At 68.7% G+C, this 26,302-nt stretch carries 25 protein-coding genes; 7 read left to right on the top strand and 18 right to left on the bottom strand.

What is annotated here, in order from left to right:
- Positions 1-43: 43 nt before the first annotated feature.
- The gene (locus D000_RS0101425) at positions 44-1,078 is read right to left on the bottom strand and encodes a type IV pilus twitching motility protein PilT (protein WP_018871768.1); all 1,035 of its coding nucleotides are present in this window, start codon (positions 1,076-1,078) and stop codon (positions 44-46) included.
- A gap of 136 nt (positions 1,079-1,214) precedes the next feature.
- On the opposite strand from D000_RS0101425, the gene D000_RS0101420 reads away from it, so the two are divergent.
- Together D000_RS0101420 and proC are read left to right on the top strand one after the other, a co-directional pair.
- Positions 1,215-1,928 (top strand): YggS family pyridoxal phosphate-dependent enzyme, encoded by a 714-nt coding sequence (locus tag D000_RS0101420; protein ID WP_018871767.1) that lies wholly within the window; start codon positions 1,215-1,217, stop codon positions 1,926-1,928.
- On the top strand, positions 1,925-2,743 hold the full coding sequence (gene proC, locus D000_RS0101415; RefSeq protein ID WP_018871766.1) for a pyrroline-5-carboxylate reductase: 819 nt from the start codon (positions 1,925-1,927) through the stop codon (positions 2,741-2,743). Before D000_RS0101420 ends, proC begins: the two co-directional genes overlap by 4 nt.
- Before the next feature lie 238 nt (positions 2,744-2,981).
- On the opposite strand, the gene D000_RS0101410 is transcribed toward proC, so the two are convergent.
- A complete protein-coding gene (locus D000_RS0101410; protein ID WP_018871765.1) occupies positions 2,982-3,890 on the bottom strand; it encodes a fructosamine kinase family protein in 909 nt (302 codons plus the stop codon).
- 67 nt (positions 3,891-3,957) lie between these two features.
- On the opposite strand from D000_RS0101410, the gene D000_RS0101405 reads away from it, so the two are divergent.
- Complete coding sequence (locus D000_RS0101405) at positions 3,958-4,341, top strand: group III truncated hemoglobin (protein ID WP_018871764.1); 384 nt, start codon at positions 3,958-3,960, stop codon at positions 4,339-4,341.
- 271 nt (positions 4,342-4,612) lie between these two features.
- Here the strand turns inward: D000_RS0101405 and D000_RS0101400 are convergent, their stop codons facing one another.
- The 14 genes from D000_RS0101400 to D000_RS0101335 all read right to left on the bottom strand — a co-directional run bounded on the left by D000_RS0101400 (position 4,613) and on the right by D000_RS0101335 (position 19,522).
- Positions 4,613-6,670: a transglycosylase SLT domain-containing protein gene (locus tag D000_RS0101400; protein ID WP_018871763.1), complete on the bottom strand. Its 2,058-nt coding sequence runs from the start codon at positions 6,668-6,670 to the stop codon at positions 4,613-4,615.
- 104 nt (positions 6,671-6,774) lie between these two features.
- The gene (locus D000_RS0101395) at positions 6,775-7,317 is read right to left on the bottom strand and encodes a pseudouridine synthase (protein ID WP_018871762.1); all 543 of its coding nucleotides are present in this window, start codon (positions 7,315-7,317) and stop codon (positions 6,775-6,777) included.
- A gap of 5 nt (positions 7,318-7,322) precedes the next feature.
- A complete protein-coding gene (locus D000_RS0101390; RefSeq protein ID WP_018871761.1) occupies positions 7,323-7,979 on the bottom strand; it encodes a DUF1007 family protein in 657 nt (218 codons plus the stop codon).
- A complete protein-coding gene (locus tag D000_RS0101385; protein WP_018871760.1) occupies positions 7,976-8,914 on the bottom strand; it encodes a 5'-3' exonuclease H3TH domain-containing protein in 939 nt (312 codons plus the stop codon). Before D000_RS0101385 ends, D000_RS0101390 begins: the two co-directional genes overlap by 4 nt.
- Entirely contained in the window at positions 8,898-9,821 is a 924-nt protein-coding gene (mdh, locus tag D000_RS0101380; protein WP_018871759.1) for a malate dehydrogenase, read from the bottom strand. Before mdh ends, D000_RS0101385 begins: the two co-directional genes overlap by 17 nt.
- A 28-nt stretch (positions 9,822-9,849) precedes the next feature.
- Positions 9,850-11,070 (bottom strand): malic enzyme-like NAD(P)-binding protein, encoded by a 1,221-nt coding sequence (locus tag D000_RS0101375; RefSeq protein ID WP_018871758.1) that lies wholly within the window; start codon positions 11,068-11,070, stop codon positions 9,850-9,852.
- 77 nt (positions 11,071-11,147) lie between these two features.
- Positions 11,148-12,011: a M48 family metallopeptidase gene (locus D000_RS0101370; RefSeq protein WP_018871757.1), complete on the bottom strand. Its 864-nt coding sequence runs from the start codon at positions 12,009-12,011 to the stop codon at positions 11,148-11,150.
- The gene (locus D000_RS0101365; protein ID WP_018871756.1) at positions 12,011-12,862 is read right to left on the bottom strand and encodes a hypothetical protein; all 852 of its coding nucleotides are present in this window, start codon (positions 12,860-12,862) and stop codon (positions 12,011-12,013) included. The genes D000_RS0101370 and D000_RS0101365 overlap by 1 nt, the downstream gene beginning before the upstream one ends.
- 40 nt (positions 12,863-12,902) lie before the next feature.
- On the bottom strand, positions 12,903-13,106 hold the full coding sequence (gene rpmE / locus D000_RS0101360) for a 50S ribosomal protein L31 (protein WP_018871755.1): 204 nt from the start codon (positions 13,104-13,106) through the stop codon (positions 12,903-12,905).
- Between the two features lie 378 nt (positions 13,107-13,484).
- A complete protein-coding gene (locus tag D000_RS0101355; RefSeq protein ID WP_081616619.1) occupies positions 13,485-14,369 on the bottom strand; it encodes an NAD(P)-dependent oxidoreductase in 885 nt (294 codons plus the stop codon).
- Positions 14,370-14,378: 9 nt separating this feature from the next.
- Positions 14,379-16,001 (bottom strand): BCCT family transporter, encoded by a 1,623-nt coding sequence (locus tag D000_RS0101350; RefSeq protein ID WP_018871753.1) that lies wholly within the window; start codon positions 15,999-16,001, stop codon positions 14,379-14,381.
- Between the two features lie 179 nt (positions 16,002-16,180).
- The gene (gene rsmD / locus D000_RS0101345; protein WP_018871752.1) at positions 16,181-16,792 is read right to left on the bottom strand and encodes a 16S rRNA (guanine(966)-N(2))-methyltransferase RsmD; all 612 of its coding nucleotides are present in this window, start codon (positions 16,790-16,792) and stop codon (positions 16,181-16,183) included.
- Positions 16,779-18,083, bottom strand: coding sequence for a pitrilysin family protein (locus D000_RS0101340; protein WP_018871751.1), 1,305 nt, complete (start codon positions 18,081-18,083; stop codon positions 16,779-16,781). Before D000_RS0101340 ends, rsmD begins: the two co-directional genes overlap by 14 nt.
- A 29-nt stretch (positions 18,084-18,112) precedes the next feature.
- Complete coding sequence (locus D000_RS0101335; RefSeq protein WP_018871750.1) at positions 18,113-19,522, bottom strand: pitrilysin family protein; 1,410 nt, start codon at positions 19,520-19,522, stop codon at positions 18,113-18,115.
- Positions 19,523-19,577: 55 nt separating this feature from the next.
- Here D000_RS0101335 and ftsY point away from each other — a divergent pair, with 55 nt between their 5' ends.
- The 4 genes from ftsY (at position 19,578) to rpoH (ending at position 23,171) form a co-directional block, all read left to right on the top strand.
- A complete protein-coding gene (gene ftsY, locus D000_RS0101330) occupies positions 19,578-20,585 on the top strand; it encodes a signal recognition particle-docking protein FtsY (RefSeq protein WP_018871749.1) in 1,008 nt (335 codons plus the stop codon).
- A gap of 12 nt (positions 20,586-20,597) precedes the next feature.
- Entirely contained in the window at positions 20,598-21,275 is a 678-nt protein-coding gene (ftsE, locus tag D000_RS0101325) for a cell division ATP-binding protein FtsE (RefSeq protein ID WP_018871748.1), read from the top strand.
- On the top strand, positions 21,272-22,201 hold the full coding sequence (locus tag D000_RS0101320) for an ABC transporter permease (RefSeq protein ID WP_018871747.1): 930 nt from the start codon (positions 21,272-21,274) through the stop codon (positions 22,199-22,201). Before ftsE ends, D000_RS0101320 begins: the two co-directional genes overlap by 4 nt.
- A gap of 103 nt (positions 22,202-22,304) precedes the next feature.
- A complete protein-coding gene (gene rpoH, locus D000_RS0101315; protein ID WP_026279673.1) occupies positions 22,305-23,171 on the top strand; it encodes an RNA polymerase sigma factor RpoH in 867 nt (288 codons plus the stop codon).
- Between the two features lie 329 nt (positions 23,172-23,500).
- Here rpoH and ccoS read toward each other — a convergent pair whose 3' ends face one another.
- Positions 23,501-23,731, bottom strand: coding sequence for a cbb3-type cytochrome oxidase assembly protein CcoS (ccoS, locus tag D000_RS0101305; RefSeq protein WP_018871744.1), 231 nt, complete (start codon positions 23,729-23,731; stop codon positions 23,501-23,503).
- A 30-nt stretch (positions 23,732-23,761) separates the two neighbouring features.
- A complete protein-coding gene (locus D000_RS0101300; RefSeq protein ID WP_026279672.1) occupies positions 23,762-26,302 on the bottom strand; it encodes a heavy metal translocating P-type ATPase in 2,541 nt (846 codons plus the stop codon).

Raw genomic sequence — 26,302 nt, 5'->3', positions numbered from 1 at the left:
CCTGATACCCGGTGCGGCGTTCACGCCAAGCGGGCCGTATCGATCAAATGGAATCCGGGTTGGCCGCCTTGCGGCGGGCATCCTCGCGACTGATCACGCCCTGCGCCAGCATGTCCTTCAGGCACTGGTCGAGCGTCTGCATGCCGGTGCCGGCACTGGTCTGGATGGTCGAGTACATCTGCGCGATCTTGTTCTCGCGGATCAGGTTCCGGATCGCCGGCGTGCCGAGCATGATCTCGTGCGCCGCGATGCGCCCGCCACCGATCTTCTTCATCAGGGTCTGCGCGATGACCGCGCGCAGCGATTCGGACAACATCGCGCGGACCATGTCCTTCTCCGCCGCCGGGAAGACATCGACGATACGGTCGATGGTCTTGGCCGCCGAACTGGTATGCAGGGTGCCGAAGACCAGGTGGCCGGTCTCAGCCGCGGTCAGCGCCAGGCGGATCGTCTCGAGGTCACGCAGCTCGCCGACCAGGATGGTGTCCGGGTCCTCGCGCAGGGCCGAGCGCAGGGCCTCGGAAAAGCCGTGGGTATCGCGGTGCACCTCGCGCTGGTTGACCAGCGACTTCTTCGATTCGTGCACGAACTCGATCGGGTCCTCGATGGTGAGGATATGGCCGTAGTCATTCTCGTTGCGGTGGTTGACCATGCCCGCCAGCGTGGTGGACTTGCCCGAGCCGGTGGGGCCGGTGACCAGTACGATGCCGCGCGGGTAGTTCGAGATCTCCTCGAAGATGCGCGGGGCGCCCAGCTCCTCCAGCGTCAGGACCTTGGAGGGGATGGTCCGGAACACCGCGGCCGCGCCACGGTCCTGGTTGAAGGCATTGACACGGAAACGCGCCAGCCCCGAGACCTCGAACGAGAAGTCCGTCTCCAGGAACTCCTCGTAGTCCTTGCGCTGGCGGTCGTTCATGATGTCGTAGATCAGGCCCTGGACCTCCTTGTGGTCCATGACCGGCACATTCACCCGGCGCATATCGCCGTCGATGCGCACCATCGGCGGCATCCCCGCGGAGATGTGCAGGTCGGAGGCCCCGTTCTTGACCGAAAACGCCAGCAGCTGCGTGATATCCATGCATCCCCCTGTGGTCGGGCTTGGCGCCCGGCCGCGCCGAACACCCGGCGGCAGCCGCAACCGCTACCCCCTGTCGCCTGGCAGCCCCGTGAAAACCACGGTGCCGTTGAGTTCTTCCGGACTATATCATAGGGAAATGACCGCACCAGACCATGCCCTGAAGGCCGTTCGCGGCCGCATCAAGAGCGCCTGCCGCGAGGCCGGGCGCGACCCTGCCTCGGTCCGCCTGCTGGCCGTCAGCAAGACGCGCGACAGCGACGAGATCCGTGCCCTGCACGCACTGGGCCAGACGGCCTTCGGCGAGAACTACGTGCCGGAACTGGTCGCCAAGTACGATGGCCTCGAGGCACCCCCGGAGCCGCTCGGACTGGAATGGCATTTCGTCGGGGCCCTGCAGGGGAACAAGACCCGCGCGGTGGCCGAACGCGCGGCCTGGGTACACACCATCGACCGCGAACGCATCGCCCGGCGACTGTCCGAACAGCGCCCGGCCGACATGCCGCCGCTGCAGGTGTGCCTGCAGGTCAACATCAGCGAGGAACCGCAGAAGGCCGGTGTCACTCCGGAGGCATGCGCGGCCCTCGCCGCCTGCGTCGCCGAACTGCCGCGGCTGCAACTGCGCGGCCTGATGACGCTGCCGGCCGCGGAGGAAGACCGGCAGCGCCAGCGCGAACCGTTTGCACGCCTGCGCGCCCTGCGCGATACCCTGAACGAACGTGGCCATACGCTGGACACCCTGTCGATGGGGATGTCCGGCGATCTTGAGGCCGCCATCCTCGAGGGCGCCACTCTGATCCGCATCGGCACGGCCCTGTTCGGCCCCCGCCCGGGACACAAGGAGTCCAAATGACCGAGCATCGATACGAGGTCGGCTTCATCGGAGCCGGCAACATGGGCGAGGCCCTGATCCAGGGGCTGATCCAGTCCGGCCATGCCGCCAGCGGCATCGCCATCGCGGACAAGAACGCAGAGCGCGTACGTGACCTGCAGGGGCGCTATCCGGGCCTGGCCAGCGCCGAGGCCGAGGACCTTGCCGCCGACTGCGCCACCCTGGTGCTGGCGGTCAAGCCGCAGACGCTGCCCGACCTGGCCCCTGCGCTGCGTGCCGCGACCGACCGCGGGCAGCCGCTGGTGATCTCGGTGGCGGCGGGCATCACCACGGGCCAGCTGTCCGGCTGGCTCGGCGCGTCCACGCGGCTGGTACGCGCGATGCCGAACACCCCCGCGCTGGTGGGCGCCGGGGTTACCGGCCTGTATGCCGCCGCCACGGCCAGCCACGAGGATCGGGCCACGGCCACCCGGCTGCTGGAAGCTGCCGGGCGCGCCATCTGGGTGGACGACGAGGAGCAGATGCACGCAGTCACCGCGACCTCCGGCAGCGGCCCCGCCTACGTGTTCCTGATGATCGAGGCCATGCAGGAGGCGGCGCAGGCGCTGGGCCTGCCGGCAGACACCGCCCTGGAGCTGACCCTCGGCACCCTGGCCGGCGCCACCCGACTGGCGGCGGAAAGCGATGAGAGCGCCGCCGAGTTGCGCCACCGCGTAACGTCCCCCGGAGGCACCACCGAACGCGCCGTGCAGGTGCTGGAGGAAGGCGACCTGCGTGGGCTGATGCGCCGCGCGATGGCCGCCGCCGCCGAGCGCTCGCGCGAACTCGGCCGCTGAAACCCTGATTCACCACGAAGCCCGCGAAGAAGCGCCAGGTCAAAAGCGATTCACAGGAAGGTTGGAAGATCGGAAGGAGAAAATGGGCTGGAGGGCTAGGGCCGCCGCCAGCCGCAACCGCACGCAAAGACGACAGCACGGGGCCGCACCCCGCAGCCGCACCACAAGACCGCTTCCTGACTTCCCTTCTTCCTGTAAAACCGCCCTTGACCTTCTTCGTGAGCCTCGGGCCAAGCAATCAGCGCAGCTCCGCGAGGAGCTGGCGGATCATGCGCTCGGCCTGAGCACCGTAGCCGCCGCCGAACAGGTGGTCGTGATTGAGGATGTGATAGAGGTTGTAGAGCGTGCGCCGTACCCCGAAGCCGGGGTCGATCGGGAGGATCGCATCGTAGGCCGCGACGAAGTCCTGCCCCGGGTGTCCGAACAGCTCCATCATCGCAAGATCGGCCTCGCGGTCCCCGTAGTACACGGCGGGGTCGAAGATGGTGGCACGCCCGTCCGCCAGGAATCCCCAGTTGCCGCTCCAAAGGTCGCCATGCAGCAGCGACGGCTGTGGCCGGTAGTCGCTGAAGAATCCGCCCAGCGCGGACTCCAGCTCCTCCAGCGCCCCCAGCAGGGACGCGGCCGCCCCGCGCTCGCGCGCCAGTCGGCGCTGGAAGCCCAGGCGCTCGTCCCGATAGAACGACACCCAGTCATCGTGCTCGGTATTCGACTGCGGCGTGGTGCCGATGTAGTTGTCGTGGTCCAGCCCGAAGCGGGGTCGGGTCTTCCGGTGCATGTCGGCGATACCCCGCGCCAGGGCCTCGCCGTCCCGCGGCCCGCCCAGGGCCAGATACTCCAGCACCAGGAAGTGGGTGCCCCCCGCCGCGCCGGTACCGATCACCGCCGGGATCGTGAGCCGCTCGCAGCGCGCCAGTTCCTCCAGCCCGCGCGCCTCGGCCGCAAACATCGCGGCGCCGCCCGCGCCACTCAGCTTCACGAAGAATTCGCGGCCGTCGGTCCCGGTCAGGCGCTGCGCCTGGTTGATGGAGCCCCCGGAACAGGCCTGGCTTCCTGTCGGCTCGAACGGCGTTCCGGTATGGTCGGCAATGCACTGGGCCACCGCCGCCGCCACGGCATCGGGGCCCGCTGAATCGAATCGGTTCATCCTCGGTATCCGGTTGCGCTCCTGGGTGCAGGGTAGCGGCTGCCGCAGGATTCGTCAGGAGACCCTCATGGCCTTTCGCAAGCTGGAACCCCTTTGCGACAAGATCGGCGCCGAGCGCATCCGCACGGTGATCGACGACTTCTACCGCCGCCTCTCGGACGACCCCGAGATCGGTCATCACTTCGAGCGCATCCAGGACTTCCCGGATCACGTGCGGCGCATCACCGACTTCTGGTGCATGAACCTGGGGGGCCGCCTGGAGCAGCCACCGACCATCGACATGGTGGGCAAGCACGCGCCCCTGCAGCTGACCGAGGCCGACCTGGCGGTCTGGATGCGCCACTTCAAGGCCACCACCGAGGAACACCTGGAAGCCCCCCTGGCGGCCGAGTGGCAGCAACTGGCCAACGGCATCGCCAGCCGCATGCGCGAGGACATCATCCGCGGCTGACCGGCCCTTGTGTGCGCCACGAAGCGCACGCAGAAGGGCCGGGGCAAAAGCGATTCACAGGAAGGCGGGAAGAGAAGAAGGATTCCTCTGGTGATGCGGCGCCCAGGGGGAGCGCTCACGGAGACCGCCTGGCCCTGAGCGTCGTACCCCGCCCCCGAGCCATGCGTCTGCTTTCCTTCTGATCTTCGAACCTTCCTGTAAACCGCCCTTGACCTTCTTCGTGCATCCGTGATGCTGCGCGATAAAAATCCGGCGCACACGCGCGGGGCGGTTAGCAGGGGGTGTCGGTGTAGCCCGGGGCATCGCAGAAGGCGCGGCTGAGGACAATGCCCTGCGGCCCCTGCAGGCTGGCCAGGTGTTGTTCGCGGCTCGAGGCCAGGCGGTCCTGCGGCGTCACCGGGTACATCAGGGTCGACAGCGACGGCGGCTCCTGCCCCAGGCGCACCGCATACAGGATGCGGTAGGCAAACACCCGACGCACGTAGTCACGGGTCTCGGAGAAGGGGATCAGCTCCGCCCAGATGTCCGGGTCCAACGCCCGATCCTCGGGCAGCCAGGAACGTACCCGGTGGGCCCCGGCATTGTAGGCGGCCGTGGACAGCATGCTGTGCCCGCCAAACCGGTCCAGGTTGCGTCGCAGGTAGTAGGTCCCGAGGCGGGCATTGGTCGCCGGGTCGAGGATGTCCCAGTCGGAGGCCACCCGCACCCCGGCCGCCGAGGCGATGGAACGCCCGGTCGCCGGCATGACCTGCATGACCCCCAGGGCACCGGCGCCGGAACGCACGTCATGGAGGAAGGCACTCTCCTGACGCGCGATCGCCATCGCCCAGGCCGGGTCGATGGCCTGTTCGCGGGCCCCGCCGACGATCAGGTCCTGGAAGGCCAGCGGAAAACGCAGCTCGATGTCGTCCCAGGCGCGCGCCCGCGCGGCCGTGAAGATCGCGCGGTCATGCCAGCCCCAGTCGGCAAAGCTGCGCGCGGCCGCCGCGAGCTCGTCCGCATCCATGCGGCCCACCGCATGGGTCCACTCGCGGCGCGCCTCGGCGTAGCGATCCAGACGCACCAGCTCGTGCATGCGCTGCATGCCGGCATGCTGCCGGGTCGCCGTGCGCCGCTCGTCGTCGATCGCCAGCGCCTCATGACCGATCCGGTAGGGCTGATCCAGGCGGTCGGCGGCGAGGAAGCCGTAAAAATTGCGTTCACGCGCGGCGCGTTCGTAGAAGCCGCGCGCCGCCTCCAGGGATTCGGTCTGCTCCAGGGCGCGGGCAAACCAGTACTGCCAGGCCGCCTCGCTGCGCACCTCGCGATCCATCGCGCGGATCGCATCCATCACCGTCTCCCAGTCGCCCTCGTAGAGTGCGGAGCGCACCTGCCACTGACGCAGCTGGGTGTCGAAGACGTCCGCATCCAGCTGCGCCATGAAGCCCAGCGCCTCCGGGCGGTAGCGCAGCGCCAGCCGCAGGGCCAGCGCATGCTGCACGCGGCCGGCCGCTTCGGACCCGAGTCCCAGCGCCTCGCCAACCTGCTCCCAGGCCTCCAGCGCGGCATCCAGATCCTGGCGAACCCAGCGGGTAAAGGCCTGCTCCAGCATCGCCTCGGCGGCACGGTGGTCCTCGCCACCGAAATCGACCTCCGCCACCCGCGCCGGCTGACTGGCCAGCCGCAGCCAGTGCTCCGCCCAGGGGCGGTCGTCCGCCGCCAGGTAGCGACGCAGGTAGCTCGCCAGACCGTTCTGCCCGGCCTCCATCGCCAGGGCGAAGCGATCCCACGCCAGGGCGTCGGTCAGGCGGTCGGCATCACGCCAGGCCTTGAGCGCGGCGTCGCAGGCAGACGGCCGGGACTGCCCGTGCAGCCAGATCGACTCCATATCCTCGAGGGCGGCGTCGCGCTCGCCGGTCTCCAGCAGGGCCTGGCGCCGGTGACAGTCCTGGGTTACCGAGAGGGAGCGATCATCGTCGATGAAATCGAGATACCGCGACCACTGCTTCTCGTCTGCGAGGTAGTTCAGGTAGCTGCTGTACAGGCGCCCGGACAGCGGGGTATCCGGGTGCTCGCGCACGAACTCGCGCACCGCACCGGGATCGGCGCGCCCGAGGTTGCGCGCCAGCTCGCGGTAGTCCAGGTAGGGGGTCAGCGGGTAGCCGATCAGCGTACTGCGGGCGGCGCGGTAGGCCGTCATGTCACCGCGGTTGAGCGCGCGCTCGGCAAGCAGGAACAGGCTGCGCTCGAACACGTAGCGGTCGTCCTCGGCGGCGACCACCGGCGGTGCCAGCCACACGGCCAGCAGCAGGGCCGCCAGCGCGAAGAATCGATTCCCGGAAAGGCGCATGCCCAACCCTCGCATCAATGGTTCTCCATCATCGGCCAGGTGCCTGCACTGCGCAACGGAAACCCGCCGGTTTCGCCCGCCTGCCGCGGCAATTCTCGTGTCCCTCAGGCGGTTTCGAGCACGCGCACCTCGCCGCGCGGCAGCCCGTCCAGGGTCCAGGAGCCGACGCGGTAGCGCACCAGGCGCAGGGTCGGGTGGCCGACCGCCGCGGTCATGCGGCGGACCTGCCGGTTGCGTCCCTCGCGCAGGGTGATCGCCAGCCAGCAGGTCGGGATATGGCGGCGGAAGCGCACCGGCGGGTCCCGCTCCGGGAGATCCGGCGGTGCCATGCGCTCCACCCGGGCCGGCCGCGTCAGGCCGTCCTTCAGCTCCACGCCACGGCGCAGGGCCTCCAGCGCGGCGGCATCCGGCTCGCCCTCGACCTGGACCCAGTAGGTCTTGCTGGTCTTGTGCCGCGGCTGGGTCAGACGCGCATTCAGACGCCCGTCGTCGGTCAGCACCATCAGGCCCTCGCTGTCGCGGTCGAGACGCCCAGCCGGATAGACGCCCGGGATCGCGATGTAGTCCGCCAGGGTCGGACGTCCCTCCGGATCGGTGAACTGCGGCAATACGCCCCAGGGCTTGTGAAACAGGACAATGCGCGCCATGGGCCTTACTCGCAGCGCACGGTCACACGTTCAGCGAAATGCTGACCGAGGTCGTAGTCCACGCTGGCGCCATAATCGAGGGCCAGCGCCCGCGCCACCAGCGCCGGGTCCGGGCGCGGCCGCACGAGCTCCGCGCGGCAGGTGGCATCCGCCAGGCCGGAGGCCGACAGGATCCGCGTGCCGTGCGGCTCCTGATGCAGGATCTCGATGAAGTAGGTCGGATCGTAGATCCGGTATTCCAGCGGAGTCGCGGCCGGGTCCACCGGCCGCTCCAGCTCCAGGCGGAAGCGAAAGTGCAGCAGCCCGGCGTCCATCTCCATGGACGGGTCCGACGCGGCCGCGATCGCCAAAGACTCGTCCGCCACGCGCAGATGGGTATACCAGGCGTACTCGTCCAGGTTATCGAGGATCTCGTCCGCCAGCCCCTGCAGGCGTGCCTCCGGGGTGTCACCGGACTGGTGCTGCTGGGCGTCGTCGTAGAGGTACTGCCCGTACGTCGGGTCGAAGCGCCAATGGTGAAGCATGTGGGTGATCTGGCCATCGGCATCGCGCTGAAAGTCGATGCGCAGATCGATCCAGGCGTGCGGGTGGGCCTGAGTGATCGCCGGCAGCAGCAGTGCCGTCAGGGTCAGGATCGCAAAAACGGTCCGGTTTCGGATCATGCGGACTGTCTCGTTTCGGCGCGCGGCCAGACACTGGCGGCGGCCAGCAGCGGCGCATGGTAATCGGGGGCGACGCCCAGCTCCCGCAGCCAGATGGACGCATCCGGTTCCGGGCCCCGGGGGCGCAACTGTCCGACCGTCGGCAGGCCCGGGATACGGTCGGCAAGACCGGTCAGCCGGCGCGACATCCGCAGGCGATCGGCCGCCCCGGCAATGGCCGTGGCCACCGCCGGGGCGCGGCGGATATTGCAGCGGGCGACCGCCGCCGGGTCCGCCAGCACGGTGTCGAGGTCGCGCAGCCGGCACAGGATGCGCGAGGCGGTTTTCGGGCCGACCCCATCGATCCCCGGAATGTTGTCGCTGGCGTCCCCGGCCAGCGCCAGCATGTCCGCGACCTGTTCCGGCCGAATGCGGAAGCGCTTCTCGATCGCGCGGCGATCCAGGTCGGTGCCGCGTTCCGGGTCATGCAGCCGGTCCACCTCACCCAGAATGACCTGGGTCAGATCCTTGTCGGCACTCTTCACATCGATGCGATAACCGGCCGCGCGGCCGGAGCGGGCCAGACTGGCGATCAGGTCGTCGGCCTCGTATTCCGGGTCCGCCAGGGTCGCGAAGCCGAGCCGGTCGAGAAGCTCGCGGATGCGCAGAAACTGCGCGCGCAGCGCCGGCGGGGCGGGCGGCCGGTGGGCCTTGTAGGCAGGGTCGATCCGGTGGCGAAACCCCTGGCGCAGGCCGGTATCGAGACAGAAGGCAATCGGCCCAGGCGCGCAGGTCGGCAGCCACTGGCACAGCGAGTGCACCAGGCCGTGCAGGGCACCGCCGGGACGCCCCTGCGGGTCGGGATCCAGGCCGCGGGCGAACCAGGCGCGGAACACGAAGATGCTGCTGTCGACCAGGGTCAGGGTCGGCAGGCGGGATTCAGGCGAGGCGTTCAAGGTCCTTCCGCACGCCGGCGATGGACTGGTCAAAGGCAGCACGCTCGGCAGCATTCAGGTCGAGTTCGATGGCGCGCTCCATGCCACCCTTGCCGAGGATGCAGGGCACCCCCATGGCCACGTCGCGCTCGCCGTACTCGCCCTCCAGCAGGGCGACCGTGGGCAGTACCCGGCGCCGGTCCAGGGCAATCGCCTCGACCATCTCGGCGATGGCCGCGGCCGGCGCACCGTAGGCGCTGGAGGTCTGCTTGAGCGCGAGGATCTCGGCCCCGCCGTGGCGGGTTCGCTCGACAATATGGTCCAGCGTCTCCTGATCCATGAAGTGCTCCAGCGGCACGCCGTTGACCGACGAATAGCGCAGCATCGGGACCATCGCATCGCCATGCCCGCCCAGGACCAGCGCCTGGATGTCATGGGTGGACAACCCGGTCTCCAGCGCGATGAAGGCGGCCATGCGCGAGGTATCCAGTACCCCGGCCTGACCGAAGATGCGATCCCGGCTCCAGCCGGTCTTCTTCCAGGCGCGGTAGGTCAGCACGTCCACCGGGTTGGACACCACCAGGATGCGGCTTTGCGGGGCATGCACCAGGATGTCGCTGAGGATGTTGTCGAGGATCTCGACGTTCTTGTCCAGCACGTCGGAACGGGACATGCCGGGCTTGCGCGGCAGCCCCGCGGTGACGATCACGAGGTCGGCGCCGGCAATGACTGCAGGTTCGTGACTGCCGGTCAGGCGGGTATCGAAACGCAGCAGCGGTGCAGTCTCCTGGATATCGAGCGCAGCACCGGCCGCCGCCCCCTCGCGCACGTCCAGCAACGCGATCTCGCGGGCCACGTCACGACGGGCCAGGAACTGGGCGGTGGATTCGCCGACGCGCCCGGCGCCGATGATAGCGATCTTCTGCATGGATGCTCCCGATCAGGCGTGTAGTGGATTACAGGCGTGCGACCCCGCTGTCGCGCGCGGCCTGGCTGATGGCCGGCGGGACGGTGTCGATCAAGCGCGGATCGAACGGGGTCGGCAGGATGTAGTTGGGCCCGAACTCGAGCGTCTCCAGGCCGTAGGCGTCCAGTACGACCTGCGGCACCGGCTCGCGGGCCAGACCGGCGAGCGCATGCACCGCGGCGACCAGCATCTCGTCATTGATGCGCCGCGCACGCACATCCAGCGCACCGCGGAAGATGAACGGGAAGCCGAGCACGTTGTTCACCTGATTCGGGTAGTCCGAACGCCCGGTGGCCATGATCAGGTCATCGCGGGTCTCGAGGGCGAGCTCCGGACGGATCTCCGGGTCCGGGTTCGACAGCGCGAACACGACCGGTTTCGGCGCCATGCTGCGCAGCATCTCGGGCGTCAGCAGGTCCGGCCCGGACAGGCCAATAAAGACATCAGCCCCGGCACAGGCATCGGCGAGGGTGCGCGCGTCGGTGTCCACCGCGAAGATCTGCTTGTATTCGTTGAGGTCGTCACGCTGGCTGTGGATCAGGCCTTTGCGGTCCACCATGAACAGGTTCTTCTTGGCCGCCCCCAGGCGCACCAGCAATTGCATGGACGCGATGCCCGCCGCACCGGCGCCAACGCAGACGATCTTCGCCTCGCTGAGCTTCTTGCCCTGGATCTCCAGCGCATTCACCAGCCCGGCGGCCGTGATGATCGCGGTCCCGTGCTGGTCGTCATGGAACACCGGGATGTCCAGGCGTTCCGACAGACGGCGCTCGATCTCGAAGCAGTGCGGGGCCGCGATATCCTCGAGGTTAATGCCGCCGAAGCCCCCGGCAATACGCGCGACCGTGTTGATGAAATCCTCCGGCTGTGGGGCATCCACCTCGATATCGAAGACATCGATGTTGGCAAAGGCCTTGAACAGCACGCCCTTGCCCTCCATCACCGGCTTGGACGCCAGCGCACCCACGTTGCCCAGGCCCAGCACCGCGGTACCGTCGGTAATCACCGCCACCAAGTTGCCCTTGCCGGTATAGCGATAGGCCAGCTCCGGGTCGCTGGCGATGGCACGGACCGGGGCCGCCACCCCTGGCGAATAGGCCAGGGAGAGGTCTTCCTGGGTGGCGGTGGGCTTGGTCACGTGAATCGCCAGCTTTCCGGCCGGCTGCTGCTCGTGGTACTCCAGCGCGCGCTGGTTGAAATCCTTGGACATGGTGTAGCGGGGCCTTTTGTCGGACGGTTGCGTTGTGTTCGGTGCGAGCGCCGACGCATGGGCGCGCCGGCCGGAATTCAGTTGACCGGGTGCGTGGGCACGGAGCCGCGCCGCGCCTCGTCGTAGAGCGGGCGGAATCGGTCGGCCATACGGGTCAGATCTCGCTGACGTGATTCAGGCGCCGGGTGCGTGCTCAGAAAGACGGGATGTCGCCCGTTGGCCTGTGCGGCCATCTTGCGCCAAAGGCTGGCCGCAGCATCCGGGTTGTAGCCCGCGCGTGCCGCCAGCTCCATACCAATCTCGTCGGCCTCAGCCTCCATCGCTCGACTATGCGGCAGCTGGACGGCCAGTGCCGCGCCCAGCGCGGCCCCGGTCAGGGCAATCTGCGAACGCTCCCCGGTCATGGCATACCCGACGACCGCCATGTTACTGGCCAGTGCCACCGACATCTTCTCGGCGGTATGGGCCGACAGCGCATGCGCGATTTCGTGCCCGATGATCTGCGCGAGCTCGTCGTCGGTCAGCTCGAGCTGTTCGATGATGCCGGAGTAGATGGCCATCTTGCCGCCCGCCATCGCAAACGCGTTGACGGTGTCGGGCGCTTCGATCACGGCAATCTCCCAGTCCCAGTCAGCGGTCTCCGGTCGATAGCGCACGGCCTGGGCGACCAGCTTTTCGGCAATGCCCTGCACCCGGGCGGTCATCTCGGGATCGGCATTGATGCGGCCCTCGTCGCGCGCCGGCGCAAGCATCTCGACGTAGGCTGTGCGCGAGGCGTTGATCGCCTGATTCTCGGACACCAGCATCAGCTGCGAACGCCCCGTCACCGGATTGGTCGTGCAGCCGGGAATGGCCACAGTCAGACCGGCCGCAAGCAGGAGCACCAGCAGCAGGGACAGCGGACGCCCGCCCGTCCGCCAGGGCTTGGAAAACAGACGCATTATTCAACTACCTCGAGATCAAGTGGATGCCGGACGCGCATCCGGAGCCGGTCCCTCCAAGGATACACCTGACCACGCAGAATGACCGCCTCGCCGACCAGCCCCACGGGCTCGAGATCAGGCCAGGGCGCGGGCCAGTGTTCGCGGTCGACCGCCTGGATGAGAACGTCCAGCGGCCCGTCCAGTTCCAGCACCCAGTGCCGCGACGTGGTGCGCACCGACACGACCTCGCCCTGCAGGCGCAACCGACCCGCCGGCCGGGTACGCTCGCGCAGCTCCAGGGCCGCCACCGGCAGGGCCGCCGGGCGCTCCAGCCAGAGCCCCCGGGGGGCGCTGCGCGCCGCGGCCTCGGCGGCATCGAAACAGTCGTCCAGCGGGCCAAGCTCCGGGCCGGGACGGGCCATCGCCGCGCCGGCGGCTATCAGGTCGGCCGCCAGCAGCGGGCCGTCAGGCAGCCACGCATGCATGCGCAGGCGACCCGCCGCATCCCGGGCCGGCTGCCCCGGGCGCAGCATCAGGCGCCGGTCGGCCGCATCCAGCCGCTGCTCCAGCGCGGCCCGCAGGCCCTCGTGCAACCGCAGCGGGCGCACCACGGTCGCCGTCTCCGGGAGCGGCGCGGCCGCGGCCAGCCCCAGCAGACGGATGTGCCGCCCGTCGTGCAGCTGCAGGAGGTCCACGCCGCGAACGGCTTCGACCCGCACCTCCTGCAGGTCGCGCGCATCCTGGTCCTCCAGCGCGCACTCGCCATGCGCGGCCGTGGCCACCAACGCCAGACACACCCCCAGAACGCAGACGAGGGCGCCCCGCAGGGCGCCCTCGTCGGGTCGGACACCGCCCGCCGCAGCGGTCACGCGTCCGGTCGCATCGCGCGCCGTGCGGCGCGCCGCGGCTTCAGAATGCGAAGCGGCGGTTGAACTTGTCGACCTGGCCAGCGGTGTCAACGATCTTCTGCTTGCCGGTGTAGAACGGGTGGCACTGCGAGCATACGTCCAGGTGCATCTCCTCGCCGGAGAGCGTGGAACGGGTCTGGAACTGCGTACCACAGCTGCAGATGACCTTGACTTCGTGATAGTTCGGATGGATGTCGGCTTTCATGATCGGCTCACGCAGGTTCTGGCGAAAAGTTCGCTAGCATAGCCCCAGCACACCATTCGGCGCAAGGACCTGTTAGCGGCCATTGTGCACAAGCCCTTTCAGGACTGCGCGGCAACTGCCTGAATACGAGAGGGGTTTTGCCCGCCCCGAAAACCTGTGGATAACTTTGTGGACGAATTGTCCACTGCCGTTCAAACCAGGGCGCCGGGGTCAAGGGCCTGCCGCCCGAAACCGAGGGCACACCTGCGCAATCCTTTGTTTTTATTGCGCAAATATTTTTTACACAGGCCGCCTTCGGACACCACAGCGACCCCGACCACGACGCCCCTGCGGCCACCGGCGCTGTGCATAAAGGGCTCGCACCAACGCATACATGAATCAACGCTTCCCCGGGGGCTCCGGGGCAATCGCGGTATACAAGGCCGAGTAGTCCGCATCGGCCAGCCCCGCTTCAGCGGCCTGCTCCAACAATCCCGCCACTAGCGGCAGCCAGGGCGCCGTCAGGCCAGCATCCTCGACCGCGCGCTCGGTCAGACGCACATCCTTGAGCAGGTGCTTGACCGGAAAGTTGGCCGTACCGAAGTCGCCGGAGACCATCTTGCCCAGCTTCTTGTCGAAGGTCGGGGCGTACAGGGCGCTGTCGCGCAGGATGTCCATGAAGGTATCCACCTCCACGCCCTCGCGCCGCACCAGCCCCAGGCTGAGGGAAAATGCGGCGGTCAGGCTCGCGATCAGCTGGTTGAAGGCGAGCTTAAGGGCCGCCCCTTGCCCGACGGCTCCGACATGCCGGGGCGTCTCGCCCAGGGCCGCCAGCACCGGCCGCGCCCGGACAAAGTCCGCCTCGCGGTCGGCACCCGCCATGATCAGCAGCCGCCCATCGCGCGCCTCCGGGATAGAGCCCAGCACCGGGGCCTCCAGGTAGCAGGCCCCGGCGGCGCGGACCCGCTGTGCCAGGGCTCGGCTTTCAGCCGGCAGGATGGTCGCCATCTGGATCACGCAGCGCCCGTCCAGCGCCCCGTCCGGCAGCTCGTCGAGCACCGCTTCGATGGCGCCGGCATCGCTGAGCATCAGCACCAGCACGTCGGCCTCCGCAACGGCCGCGGCGGGGGCGTTGTGGACGGTGACCCCCTCGGCCGCCAAATCGCTCGCGCGGGCGACCGTGCGGTTGTAGGCCACCACAGAAAACCCGGCCTGCAAAAGACGCAGGCCCATGGGTTGCCCCATGAGCCCGCATCCCAGCAGCGCCACTCGGGACGCAGCCATGCTTACCCCCTACTTGATCTTGTCGTCCAGATCGTCCGTATACCCGTACAGGGTATGTGGCGGCGCGGCCTCCTTCTGGTACTTGGTCGGCGTGATCGCCTCGGTCTGGTGCAGGCTTCGCCACAGGCCGACCACCATGATCAGCATGATGACCGAGAACGGCAGCCCGACACTGATCGCGGCCGCCTGCAGCGCGGCCAGGCCGCCCGCCAGCAGCAGGATGGAGGCGACCACCCCTTCGAGGATGGCCCAGTACACGCGCTGGGTGACGGTCGGGTTGCGCACGTCGCCGGAGGCCAGGGTGTCGATGACCAGCGAACCGGAATCCGAGGAGGTCACGAAGAAGGTGACGATCAGCAAGGTCGCCGCTGCCATCACCACAAGCGCCAGCCAATCCCATAGCGGCAGGGCCTGGAGGGTCACGAACAACGCGGTGGACACGTTTTCCGAAACGGCGCCGGCCAGGTCCGCAACGCCGTCGAGCTCGTAGCTCATCGCGGTACCCCCGAACACGGCCAGCCAGACGAAGGCCGCGGCGGTCGGGGCCAGCAGTACCCCGGCAACAAACTCGCGAATCGTGCGCCCGCGCGAGACCCGCGCGATGAACATGCCGACGTACGGGGCCCAGGAGATCCACCAGCCCCAGTAGAAGATGGTCCAGGAGGTGGCCCAGCCGGAGTCCTCGATGGTGTCGGCCCACAGGCTCATCGCGGGCAGTGACTGCACATAGACACCGGTGCTTTCCACCAGCAGACGCAGGATGAACAGGGTCGGCCCCATCACCAGCAGCAAGGCGATCAGGATCGCCGCCAGTCCAATATTGAAGTTGGACAGACGCTTGATGCCCTTGTCGACGCCCAGCGCCACCGAGACGACGGCGATCAGGGTGATGATCGCGACCAGGACGATCTGCATGTAGGTGGATTCCTCGATCCCGAACACGAAGTTCAGGCCCGCGTTGATCTGCATGACCCCAAGGCCCAGCGAGGTGGCCACCCCGAACATGGTGCCGAACAGCGCCACCACGTCGACGAGGTGCCCCCACGGGCCATAGATCCGATCACCGATGAACGGGTACAGCGACGAGCGGATCAGCAGCGGGAGGTTGTGGCGGTAGGCGTAGTACGCCAGCGACAGGCCGACGACGATGTAGATCGCCCAGGCATGCAGCCCCCAGTGGAAGAAGGTGTAGCGCATGGCCTCGGTGGCCGCCTCGGCGCTCTCGCCCTCCGCATGCGGCGGACTGAGGTAGTGGAACATCGGCTCGGCGATACTCCAGAACAGCAGCCCGATCCCCATGCCCGCGGAGAACAGCATCGCGAACCACGCGGTGTAGCTGAAACGCGGAGCCTCGAACTGGTCGCCCAGGCGCACGTCGCCGTAGCGGCTGAACATCAGGTACAGGGAGAAGACCAGGAAGATCGTCACGACCAGCATGTAATACCAGCCGAGATACTCCCCGATCCCGCTTTGCAGCTGGTTAAAGACCACCTCGGCGCGATCCGGAAAAACCGCCCCGAACAGCACGAAGGCCGCGATTACGAGGCTGGAGGTATAGAACACCGGGCTGCAGATCACGCCGAACCCGCCGAGGCGGGTTTGCGTCAGACCAGGAGTGGACGGCTCTTCCATTCGTTTCCCCTTATATTTTTGTGGCAAGCGCAAGACCGAGCGATCTGACTCCGGAGTGATCCGAAAGCCGCGCGGGGGGGCGCCCGTCGGGCGATTTCGCACTGGGCAGGACGCTGATACCGTAACCAATGACGCCCGCCGCTGCAAAGGAACGGTCGCGCGCAGCGTGCCCTGTGGCGTCAGTCGGTGGCGTCGGGTTCGGCCTGCGCCAGCAACAGGGCGCGGGCCTGCCCGCCCTGGCGTTCGCGCTCGACCCGCCAACCGTCCGCGGCCAGGAAGCCGAGATCAGCCTCGGCCTCGATCTCTACGTACACGCAACTGTCGGGATGCAGCCAGCCCGACGCACGCAGGGCCGCCAGCACCGGCGCCACCAGCCCCTTGTGAAACGGCGGGTCCACCAGCACCAGGTCGTACGGCCGACCCTCCGGCGGCGGGTCCGCCAGCACGCGCAGGGCATCGTCCCGGCGCACGCGGACCTGGCCGGCGCCAAGGGTGTCGCAGTTGGCCTCGAGCTGCGCCGCCGCCCGGGCGTCGCGCTCGACCAGCAGCACCGTATCCGCCCCGCGCGAGGCCGCCTCCAGGCCCAGCGCCCCGGTACCGGCGAACAGATCAAGGACCCGGGCACCCGGCAGCCGTGGCTGCAGCCAGTTGAAAAGCGTCTCGCGCAGGGCATCGGCCGTGGGCCGCAGCCCGCCAACCGCCGGCACCGGCAGCCAGCGCCGGCGCCAGGCCCCGCCGATGATGCGAATGCGGGACGGCCGACCGGCGGGGGCGCGCCTACTCCTGCCCACCCACGATCACCGTAACCATCGCATCCGGATGGATGCGCGCGCGCAGGCGCTCGTTCAGGTCCTCCAGCTCCACCGCCTGTATGCGTTCGATGTAGCGTTCCAGATAGTCCAGCGGCAGGTCGTAGAAGGCCATCATGCCCAGCAGGCCGACGATATCGCTGTTCGAGGCCAGCGACAGCGGGAAGCTGTTGACCACGTTCTCGCGCGAGGCATCGAGCTCGTCGGCATCCACCCCGTCGGCATGCCAGCGCACGAGCTGCTCGCGCAGCGCCGCCACGGCGTCGTCGGCCTGATCCACGCCGGTCTGCATCCCGATGCGGAACGGGCCCTCCACCGCCATCGGCTGCAGGCGGCTGCTGACCGAGTAGGCCAGACCGCGCTGACTGCGGATCTCCTGGAACAACCGCGAGGTAAACCCGCCACCGCCGAACACATGATTGGCCAACGTCAGCGCGTAGTGGTCCTCGTCCCCGCGTCGCAGGGTCGGGGTACCGATCAGGATATGCGCCTGCTCGGAGGGGAACGCGATACGCTCCTCCACCGGCTCGTCGCGCACCGGCACCGGCGGCAGCGGATCGACCGCCGAACCCTGCGGCAGGGCCGCGGAGATGCGCGCGGCAATGGTCTCGGCGGTGGCCCGGTCAACGCCCCCGGTAATCGCCAGCGCCCCGTTGCCGGAGGTGTAGTGGCGCCGATAGAAGTCGTGCGCATCCCCGGGCTGCAGGGCCTCCAGGGTCTCGCGCTCGCCGCGGGGCCAGTTGGCGTAGGGGTGATCGCCGTACATCAGCTCGTAGAACCGCCGGCTGGCGACACTGCCCGGATCCTGGCGCTCGCGCTGCAGGCCCTGCAGGGCCTGGCGCCGCGCGCGCTCGAAATCCGACTCCGGAAAGGCCGGTTCGGCCAGCACCGAGGCCAGGGTGTCCAGTGCGGTCTCCATCCAGTCCGGCTCGGTCAGACTGCGCAGACTGACGATCGCCATGTCGCGCAGCGAGCTGGTGCCGAATTCCGCCCCGACGGACTCGAAACGCTCGGCCAGGGCGTCGGCGTCGAGATCCGCAGTCCCGTGCCGCAGCGCCGCGCTGGTCAGGGAGGCCAGCCCGCTCTGGTCGCCATCACGGGAGGCCCCGCCGTCAAAGGTCAGACGCAGGTCCACCATTGGCAGGTCGGGGGCCGCAACATAGAGGACACGCAGGCCTTCGTCGGTCTCCCACTCCTCGATTTCCACCGCCTGGGCGGGGATCGCCAGCATCAGCAGCAGTCCCAGGACCGCGAGCAGTCCGCCACGCATCATGTTTCCTCCGGTCATTACAGAGCCCCCCATTACAGATCCCCCATGCCGTCGCCATAGGGCTGAGCCGCCGGGTCCGGTGCATCCGCACCGTCCAGGGGCTGCGGGTCGAGGACCCCCACGGTGCGCCGCTCGGACACCAGGTATTCGCGGGCCACGCGCTGCACGTCCTCGGGGGTCACCGCGCGCACACGCTCGACAAAGCGGTCACCCTCCTGCCAGCCGACGCCAACCGTCTCCAGCATGCCCAGCTGAAAGGCCTGGGAGCGCACCGAGTCGCGCTGATAGATCTCGGACGCGATCACCCGGGCCTGCACCCGCTCCAGCTCGCCGGCGCCGACCGGCTCGTCCTTGAGGCGTTCGACCTGGTCCAGCAGCGCCGCCTCCAGCGTCTCCACATCGGTGGCGGCGGTCGGTACCGCGGCGATCAGGAACAGATCGTCCAGACGGCTGAACGGGCTGTAACGCGCCGAGGTCGCACCGGCCAGTTCCTCGCCGCGCACGATCTCGCGGGCGAAGCGAGAGGCCTCGCCCGAGTCCAGCACCCCGGCCGCCACCAGCAGGGCATAGGCGTCCGCAGGGTCGTCCAGGGTGTTCAGGACCGGCGCCTTCCAGCCCATCATCAGGTAGGGCAGTTCCGCGGGGGCCTCCACGGTAATCCGGCGCTCACCCCTCTGCGGAGTCTCGGTACGCGGCTTGAGTTCAGGCAGGTCCCCGGCCGGTATCTCGCCAAAGTGTTCCCGCGCCGCGGCGATCACCCGCTCGGCATCCACGTCGCCCACGACCACGACCACCGCATTGTTTGGGTGGTAGAAGCGGTCATACCACACCTGGTTGTCCTCCACGGTGTAGGCCTGGATGTCGGTCATCCAGCCCACCACCGGCTGGCCATAGGGGTGATTGAGGAAAGCGGTCGCCATGAACTGTTCGCGCAGCAGCGAGTTGGGCTGGTCCTCGACCCGCAGACGGCGCTCCTCGGCCACCACGTCGCGCTCCGGCTGGAACTCGTCCTCCTGCAGGCGCAGATGCCGCATGCGTTCGGCCTCCATCGCCATCACCGTCTCCCAGTGGTCGCGCCCGATGACCTGGAAATAACCGGTGTAGTCGCGCCCGGTAAAGGCGTTCTCGCGCCCGCCCAGGCGCGACACGATGCGCGAGAACTCGCCCGGCTCGTATTGCTCGGAGCCGCGGAACATCATGTGCTCCAGCATGTGCGAAATGCCGGTGATGCCGCTGTGCTCGTCAGCGGACCCGACGCGGTACCAGACCATATTGGCCACGACAGGCGCGCGCCGGTCCTCCAGCACCAGGACCGTCAGGCCGTTGTCGAGCGTGGCCTCGACCACGTCCGATTCGATCTCCGCCATCGTCGCCGACGCCGCCAGGGGCCAGGCGAACGCGAGCGCCGCGAACAGTGCTGGAATCAGATTTCTACCGCGCATGATTCATGAATCCTCGTGCTAGCATTGGCGAACTCTCTACTTGACCACATCGAGCATGTTCGGTTTCCGCAAGAAGAACTCCGAAGAACCCGCCCAGCCCGCCGCGGAGACCTCCGGCCCCGAGCGGGAGAAGCCCGCCCGCGGGGGCTGGTTCCAGCGCCTGCGCCAGGGGCTGGCCAAGACCGGGCAAGCCCTGGGTGGTGACCTGGGGTCTCTGTTCCGGCGCAAGATCGACGACGAACTGTTCGAGGAGCTCGAAGAGCGCCTGCTTCTCGCGGACGTGGGCCTGGATGCGACCCAGCAGATCATGGATCGTATCACCCGCGAGGTGAAACGCGGTCAGCTGAACGACGCCGACGCCCTGATGGACGCCCTCGAGGCGGCCATGGTGGAGATCCTGGAGCCGGTCTCGCGCCCGCTCGAGATCCCGGCGGCCGAGCGCCCGTTCTCGATCCTGGTCGTGGGCATCAACGGGGCCGGCAAGACCACCACCATCGGCAAGCTGGCGCATCACCTGAAGCTCGACGGGCGCTCGGTCCTGCTGGCCGCCGGCGATACCTTCCGGGCCGCGGCGGTGGAACAGCTGCAGACCTGGGGCGAGCGCAACCAGGTCCCGGTGATCGCCCAGGGCACCGGGGCGGATTCCGCATCCGTTGTCTATGACGGCCTGCAGGCCGCCCAGGCGCGGGAGATCGACGTGATGATTGCCGACACCGCCGGGCGCCTGCACACCCAGACCAACCTGATGGAAGAGGTGCGCAAAGTGAAGCGGGTCATGGGCCGGCTGGACGAACACGCACCGGACGAGGTCCTGCTGGTGGTGGATGGCGGCACCGGCCAGAACGCGCTGAACCAGGCCCGCCAGTTCCACGAAGCGCTGGGCCTGACCGGGATCGTGGTCACCAAGCTCGACGGCACGGCCAAGGGCGGTGTGCTGTTCGCGCTGGCCGAGCAACTCGGTGTGCCGGTGCGGTTCATCGGGGTCGGGGAGAGCGCCGAGGACCTGCAGGTATTCGACGCCCGTGCCTTCGTGCGCGCCCTCCTCGGCCGCGACAGCGACTGACGAGCTGGCCGCATGATCCGTCTGCAACGCGTCACCAAGCGGTTCGGCAGCGCGGCGGAGGCGCTCAGCAATGTCAGCCTGCGCGTGGACCCAGGGGCGATGGCCTTTATCACCGGGCCGTCCGGCGCCGGCAAGAGCACCCTGCTGCGCCTGATTGCCGGACTGGAGCGGCCGACGCGCGGGCGCATCCAGGTCAACGGACACGACCTCGACCGACTCTCGCCGCGCGCGATCCCGGGGTTTCGCCGCAGCATCGGCCTGGTGTTCCAGGATCACCGCCTGCTGTTTGACCGTCCGGTGTTCGATAACGTTGCCCTGCCGCTGGAGATCCTGGCCTACCGCCGCCCGGAGATGCGCAAGCGGGTGCGGGCGGCACTCGACAAGGTCGGCCTGCTGCACAAGGAGGCCGCCAACCCCCGCACCCTGTCGGCGGGGGAACAGCAGCGCGTGGGCATTGCGCGCGCGATCGTGCACCGCCCGGTCCTGCTGCTGGCGGACGAACCGACCGGCAACCTCGACCCGGCCCTGTCGCGCGAGATCCTGCGGCTGTTCGATGACTTCAACGGGGTGGGCATGACCGCGCTGATCGCCAGCCACGACGTCGGCCTGGTGGAAAGCATGGGCAAGCCAATCCTGCACCTCGAGGACGGCCGCATCGAGGCCCGCGCCACGACGGGGCAACCCGCATGAGACCCGGCCGGCGCCTGCTGGATACGGTCCCGGCCTGGATGGAGGCGCACCGTGATGCGGCCCGGCGGAGCCTCCAGCGCCGGCTGCAGGCACCGATTCTGAGCCTGATCAGCATTGCCGTACTCGGCTTCATCCTGGCGCTTCCTGCCTACCTCTGGGTCCTGCTGGACAACGCCCGGGCCCTGTCCGCGCACATCGACCACGACCCGCGAATCGCGCTTTACCTGGACGCGGTGGAACCCGACACCGTCGCCGAGCTGGAGCACCACCTGGAGTCCGATGCCCGTGTGGAACGCTGGGACTGGATCGACGCCGACGAGGCCCTGGCACAGTACCGCGAGAGGCTGGCGGATCCAGGCCTGCTGGACTGGCTGGACGAGAACCCGCTGCCGGATGTGATCGATGTCGTGCCCGCCACCACCGACCCCGCCGCGCTCGGCGCGCTGCGCGACGCGCTCGCGGCCATCGCGCCGGGGGCCGGCGTGGTCAGCGACGATGACTGGGTCCGCCAGCTAAACAGCCTGCACCAGCTGGGGCTGCGCATCCTCGCCGTGGTGGGCGCCCTGCTGGGGCTGGGTGCAGTGCTGATTCTGGCCCTGGCGACCGCCTCGGAACTGCGCGAGCGCCAGGAGGAGATCGCAATCTCGCGGATCAGCGGGGCCACCCACTGCTTCCTGCGGCGGCCATCGCTGTACGGCGGACTGATCACCGGCCTTGGGGGCGGGGTCTTCGCCGGCATGCTGCTGCTGACCGGGATCGCCCTCAGCCGGGCACCACTGGAACAGGCGGCCGCGGCATTCGACCTCCCGTTCCGGCTCGCACTCCCGGGGGCCAGCCATCTGCTCACCCTGCTGCTGGCCGGGCTGCTCCTGGGCTGGCTGGGGGCCCGACTTGGCAGCGGCCACGCGTTGCGGGACGCGCCGTAACGCGGTCGGCTACCCCGGGAAACGTCCGGAACTTTTTCAGGGTTTAGCACTCTTATCCGCAGACTGCTAATCTAGATTCATGAAGCAGGAGGAATCCGAACGCATGACTCACGCCCTGAGCACCCCGCGCATCGACATCCCCGCCCCGGTGGGCGATCTCGGCCATTACATGCAGGCTGTCGGCCGCATCGAGGTCCTGGATACCGAACAGGAGCGCGAACTGGCGGTGGCACTGCACGAGCGCCAGGACCTGGATGCTGCGCGGCAGCTGATCCTGCACAACCTGCGCTTCGTGGTCCATGTCGCCCGCGGGTATCAGGGCTACGGACTGCCGCTGGGCGATCTGATCCAGGAAGGCAACGTCGGTCTGATGAAGGCGGTACGCCGCTTCGACCCGAACCAGGGTGTGCGCCTGGTCTCCTTCGCGGTGCACTGGATCCGCGCGGAGATCCACGAGTTCATCCTGCGCAACTGGCGCATCGTCAAGGTGGCCACGACCAAGGCGCAGCGCAAGCTGTTCTTCAACCTGCGCAGCGCAAAGCAGCGGCTGGGCTGGCTGTCCAACGACGAGGTCGCGGCCGTCGCACGCGATCTCGGGGTCTCCGAGAAGGACGTCTGGGAGATGGAGCGACGCCTGTCGAGCCAGGATGCGAGCTTCGACCCCGGCCCCGAGGCGGATGACGACCATGCCTTCCAGGCGCCGGCCGAGCGCCTGAGCCTGGAAGACCTGAGCGACGATCCGGCCAGCGTCACCGAGGAGGAGGACTGGGACCGCCACTATCAGGAACGTCTTGGCCAGACCCTGGCGGAGCTCGACGAGCGCGCGCGAACCATCCTGATGCGGCGCTACATGAGCGAACAGAAGGCCACCCTGCACGAGCTGGCCGCGGAATACGGCGTGTCGGCGGAGCGCATCCGCCAGATCGAGAACAACGCGATCAAGCGGATCCGGGCGGCCTTCGACGAGTAGCCGTAGCGCCCTTCGCGGTCGACGACAAGCCCCACGAAAAAGGCCCCGGCGACTGCCGGGGCCTTTTTGCTGCCAGGCGCAGATGAACCGCGCAAGGCCGGGTTTCGCGCGATCAGCCGCCGAACAGGATCACGGAGAAGAAGCTGATCCAGGACCAGATGATCAGACCCGCCGTGAAGGTCAGCGGGAAGTTTTCAAAGGTGAACCAGTCACGCATCTCGTAATCCTCGAAATTTTCCGTCCAGATTGGCGCAAGAGTAAGCCGGCGCGAGGGCTGACGCAAGTTCGGCCGGGCCCAGCCCGAGGGAGCACGGGCCGAAGCGGGCGCTTCAGTCGGCGTCTCGCCGCTGCCTTTCCGGCTCGTGGCCGGCATCGTCACGCTCGTGGGCATCCTGCCCGCTGCCCGTGGGGATGCGCGGATCATCGTCATCCATCAGGATCCGGTGGGCCGGCCCCTGGAGGTCTTCGTACTGGCCGGATCGGATCGCCCAGAACAGCACGAGCCCCACCACGAGGGCAAACAGCATGGCCAGCGGGATCAGCAGATACAGGATCGACATACGGTCAGTGTAACGACCGCCCGCCTGCGATCAAGCCGGGGGCGAATCGGAACGGGCGGCGCCCAGCGCGGGTGGCGCGTCGGGCACGGCCGGGAGCTCCCGCCCCGGCCGCAGGCGAAGCGCATTGCCGACCACCAGCAGGGAGCTGAGGGACATGCCGAGCGCGGCCAGCCACGGGGTCAGCAGCCCGGACGCCGCCACCGGCAGCGCCACGACGTTGTATCCGATCGCCCAGGCGATGTTCTGGCGGATGACGCGACGGGTGTGGCGCGCCTGCTCCAGGGCCTGGGGCAGGTGCTCGAGACGGTCCGACAGCAGGACCAGGTCGGCCTGGGTCTGGGCCAGATGGGTGCCGCCACCCATCGCCAGAGACACATCGGCGCCGGCCAGCACCGGGGCATCATTGATGCCCTCGCCCACCATCAGCACCACACGGCCCTCGGCCTGGCGGGCACGCACGTAGCCGAGCTTGTCCTCCGGGGTCAGGCCACCGGCGGCGGTCGCGATGCCCATCTGGGCCGCGAACGCGCGCGCGGCCTCGGGCCGGTCGCCGGTGAGCAGGGCCACCTGCAACCCGCGCCCCTGCAGGTCCGCGATCACGTCCCGGGCGTCGGGACGCGGCGCATCCGCCAGCCAGAACAGGGCAACCGGGCGGTCATCGACCACCAGCCAGACCGGGGTAGCCAGCGGAAACTCGGGTGGCGGCGCCGGGGTGGCCGCCGCGTCATCGGGCAGCATGGAGGCACCGCCAATGGCCACGCGCTGGCCGCGGATAGTGCCCGAGACTCCGCGCCCCGGGAGATTGCGGACATCGGTTGCGACAACCGGCCCGCTGTCGGATGGGGCAGCCAGCGCCCGCGCCAGGGGGTGCTCGGAATGCGCCTCGAGCGCCGCGGCCCAGGCGTGCCAGGACGTATCCGCCGGGGGCGGCTGAAGGTCCGTAGCCGCCATCAGCCGGGGCATGCCGACCGTGAGGGTCCCGGTTTTGTCGAAGCAGATCGTATCGACCCGCGGCAGGGTCTCCAGGGCGCTACCCCGGGTGACCAGCACGCCGAGCCGGGACAGCGCGCCCGTCGTCGCCGTCAGGGCCACCGGCGTGGCCAGGGCAAGCGCACACGGGCAGGTGGCCACCAGCATCGCGACCATCACCCAGAGTGCGCGCTCGGGGTCGATCCAGGCGTACCAGACCAGGCCAGCCACGGCGGTGAGCACCAGAACCGCGCCCACGAACCAGCCGGTACCGGCCTCTGCAATGCGCGCCATACGCGGTTTTTCGGTTTGCGCCCGATCCAGCAGACGCTGGATCGCCGCAAGGGTGGTCTCGGCGCCGACTCGCTGGACCTCGATGGTGAGCGGGCCATCGACGTTGACGGTACCGCCGGTCACGTGATCACCCGGCCGGGCCGGATGCGGTTCGGGTTCACCGGTCAGCAGGGAGCGGTTGACCGTGGATTCGCCGGCCCGCACCACCCCGTCGGTCGGGATGGTCTCGCCGGGGCGAACGCGGACGCGGTCCCCGGGCACCAGCTCGCCCACCGGTACGACAGCGATCTGACCGTCGGGAGCCTCGCGGTTGGCGATGGCCGGCACCAGGCGGTCGAGGCGGTCGATGGCGTGGCTGGCGCGCTGGCGCGCGATTAGTTCGAGATAGCGGCTGGTCAGGAGGAAAAACACGAACATGACCACCGACTCGAAATAGACATGCTCGCCGCTACCCAGCACCACGGCATACAGACTGGCGACATAGGTGGCAATGATCGCGAGGCTGACCGGGACATCCATGCCCAGCTGGCGGTGACGCAGGTCGCGCCAGGCACTCTGGTAGAACGGGATGGCCGAGTACAGTACCACCGGGGTGGTCAGCACGGCGGCCACCCAGCGCATGAACTGGAGCAGGTCTTCGTGCTCGGTGTCCTCCGCGCCGAGCCACAGGGCGACAGCCAGCATCATCACCTGCATCATCCCCAGCGCGGCGACCGCGATCCGACGCAGTGCCAGGCTGCGTTCGCGTGCGATGGCCTGCTCGCGGGTACCCGGGTCGTAGGGGTGCGCGTGGTAGCCGATATCGCGGATCGCCTTGAGGATGTCCGACAGGGCGATGCGCTCGGGATCCCACTCGACCTGGGCGCGATGAGTGGAGTAATTGACCCGGAAGCGCACGACACCGGGCAGCGCCTGCACGTGGCGCTCATTGAGCCAGACACAGGCGGCGCAGGTGATGCCCTCGAGCATCAGGGCGGCCTCGCGGCGCGCCCCGCCGGCGCCGGCGGGAGTCACGAACTGCTGCTGGACCCCAGGATGGTCGAACAGCTCGAGCTCGCGCAGCTCGTCCGGGACCAGCGGGCTCCCGGTCTCGGCAGGGGGTGCGTCGCGGTGGTGATAGTAGGCGCCGAGGCCACGCTCGATGATGGCCCCGGCGACCGCCTGGCAGCCGGGGCAGCAGGTGGGGTGTGCGATGCCCTCGAACTCCACCGGGTACAGGGCACCGGCGGGCACGGGCAGACCACAATGAAAGCAGCGCTCATCCGCCTCCGCCGAGGGCGGGGCGTGCGAGCCGGAGACGGACGCCAC

Source organism: Thioalkalivibrio sp. ALJ16 (genome assembly GCF_000377345.1).
Taxonomy (GTDB): domain Bacteria; phylum Pseudomonadota; class Gammaproteobacteria; order Ectothiorhodospirales; family Ectothiorhodospiraceae; genus Thioalkalivibrio.
Note: the sequence above shows the minus strand (reverse complement) of the source record. Positions and strands in the feature narration are given on the sequence as shown.

Excerpts from the sequence above, each read along its gene's own strand:
- mdh (WP_018871759.1), bottom strand. The coding sequence starts at position 9,821 with ATGCAGAAGATCGCTATCATCGGCGCCGGGCGCGTCGGCGAATCCACC.
- proC (WP_018871766.1), top strand. The coding sequence starts at position 1,925 with ATGACCGAGCATCGATACGAGGTCGGCTTCATCGGAGCCGGCAACATG.
- ftsE (WP_018871748.1), top strand. The coding sequence starts at position 20,598 with ATGATCCGTCTGCAACGCGTCACCAAGCGGTTCGGCAGCGCGGCGGAG.
- rpoH (WP_026279673.1), top strand. The coding sequence starts at position 22,305 with ATGACTCACGCCCTGAGCACCCCGCGCATCGACATCCCCGCCCCGGTG.
- D000_RS0101355 (WP_081616619.1), bottom strand. The coding sequence starts at position 14,369 with ATGGCTGCGTCCCGAGTGGCGCTGCTGGGATGCGGGCTCATGGGGCAA.
- D000_RS0101390 (WP_018871761.1), bottom strand. The coding sequence starts at position 7,979 with ATGATCCGAAACCGGACCGTTTTTGCGATCCTGACCCTGACGGCACTG.
- D000_RS0101370 (WP_018871757.1), bottom strand. The coding sequence starts at position 12,011 with ATGCGTCTGTTTTCCAAGCCCTGGCGGACGGGCGGGCGTCCGCTGTCC.
- D000_RS0101340 (WP_018871751.1), bottom strand. The coding sequence starts at position 18,083 with ATGATGCGTGGCGGACTGCTCGCGGTCCTGGGACTGCTGCTGATGCTG.
- D000_RS0101320 (WP_018871747.1), top strand. The coding sequence starts at position 21,272 with ATGAGACCCGGCCGGCGCCTGCTGGATACGGTCCCGGCCTGGATGGAG.
- D000_RS0101410 (WP_018871765.1), bottom strand. The coding sequence starts at position 3,890 with ATGAACCGATTCGATTCAGCGGGCCCCGATGCCGTGGCGGCGGCGGTG.
- D000_RS0101420 (WP_018871767.1), top strand. The coding sequence starts at position 1,215 with ATGACCGCACCAGACCATGCCCTGAAGGCCGTTCGCGGCCGCATCAAG.
- D000_RS0101400 (WP_018871763.1), bottom strand. The coding sequence starts at position 6,670 with ATGCGCCTTTCCGGGAATCGATTCTTCGCGCTGGCGGCCCTGCTGCTG.
- rpmE (WP_018871755.1), bottom strand. The coding sequence starts at position 13,106 with ATGAAAGCCGACATCCATCCGAACTATCACGAAGTCAAGGTCATCTGC.
- D000_RS0101375 (WP_018871758.1), bottom strand. The coding sequence starts at position 11,070 with ATGTCCAAGGATTTCAACCAGCGCGCGCTGGAGTACCACGAGCAGCAG.
- D000_RS0101335 (WP_018871750.1), bottom strand. The coding sequence starts at position 19,522 with ATGCGCGGTAGAAATCTGATTCCAGCACTGTTCGCGGCGCTCGCGTTC.
- D000_RS0101395 (WP_018871762.1), bottom strand. The coding sequence starts at position 7,317 with ATGGCGCGCATTGTCCTGTTTCACAAGCCCTGGGGCGTATTGCCGCAG.
- D000_RS0101350 (WP_018871753.1), bottom strand. The coding sequence starts at position 16,001 with ATGGAAGAGCCGTCCACTCCTGGTCTGACGCAAACCCGCCTCGGCGGG.
- D000_RS0101405 (WP_018871764.1), top strand. The coding sequence starts at position 3,958 with ATGGCCTTTCGCAAGCTGGAACCCCTTTGCGACAAGATCGGCGCCGAG.
- D000_RS0101425 (WP_018871768.1), bottom strand. The coding sequence starts at position 1,078 with ATGGATATCACGCAGCTGCTGGCGTTTTCGGTCAAGAACGGGGCCTCC.
- ftsY (WP_018871749.1), top strand. The coding sequence starts at position 19,578 with ATGTTCGGTTTCCGCAAGAAGAACTCCGAAGAACCCGCCCAGCCCGCC.
- ccoS (WP_018871744.1), bottom strand. The coding sequence starts at position 23,731 with ATGTCGATCCTGTATCTGCTGATCCCGCTGGCCATGCTGTTTGCCCTC.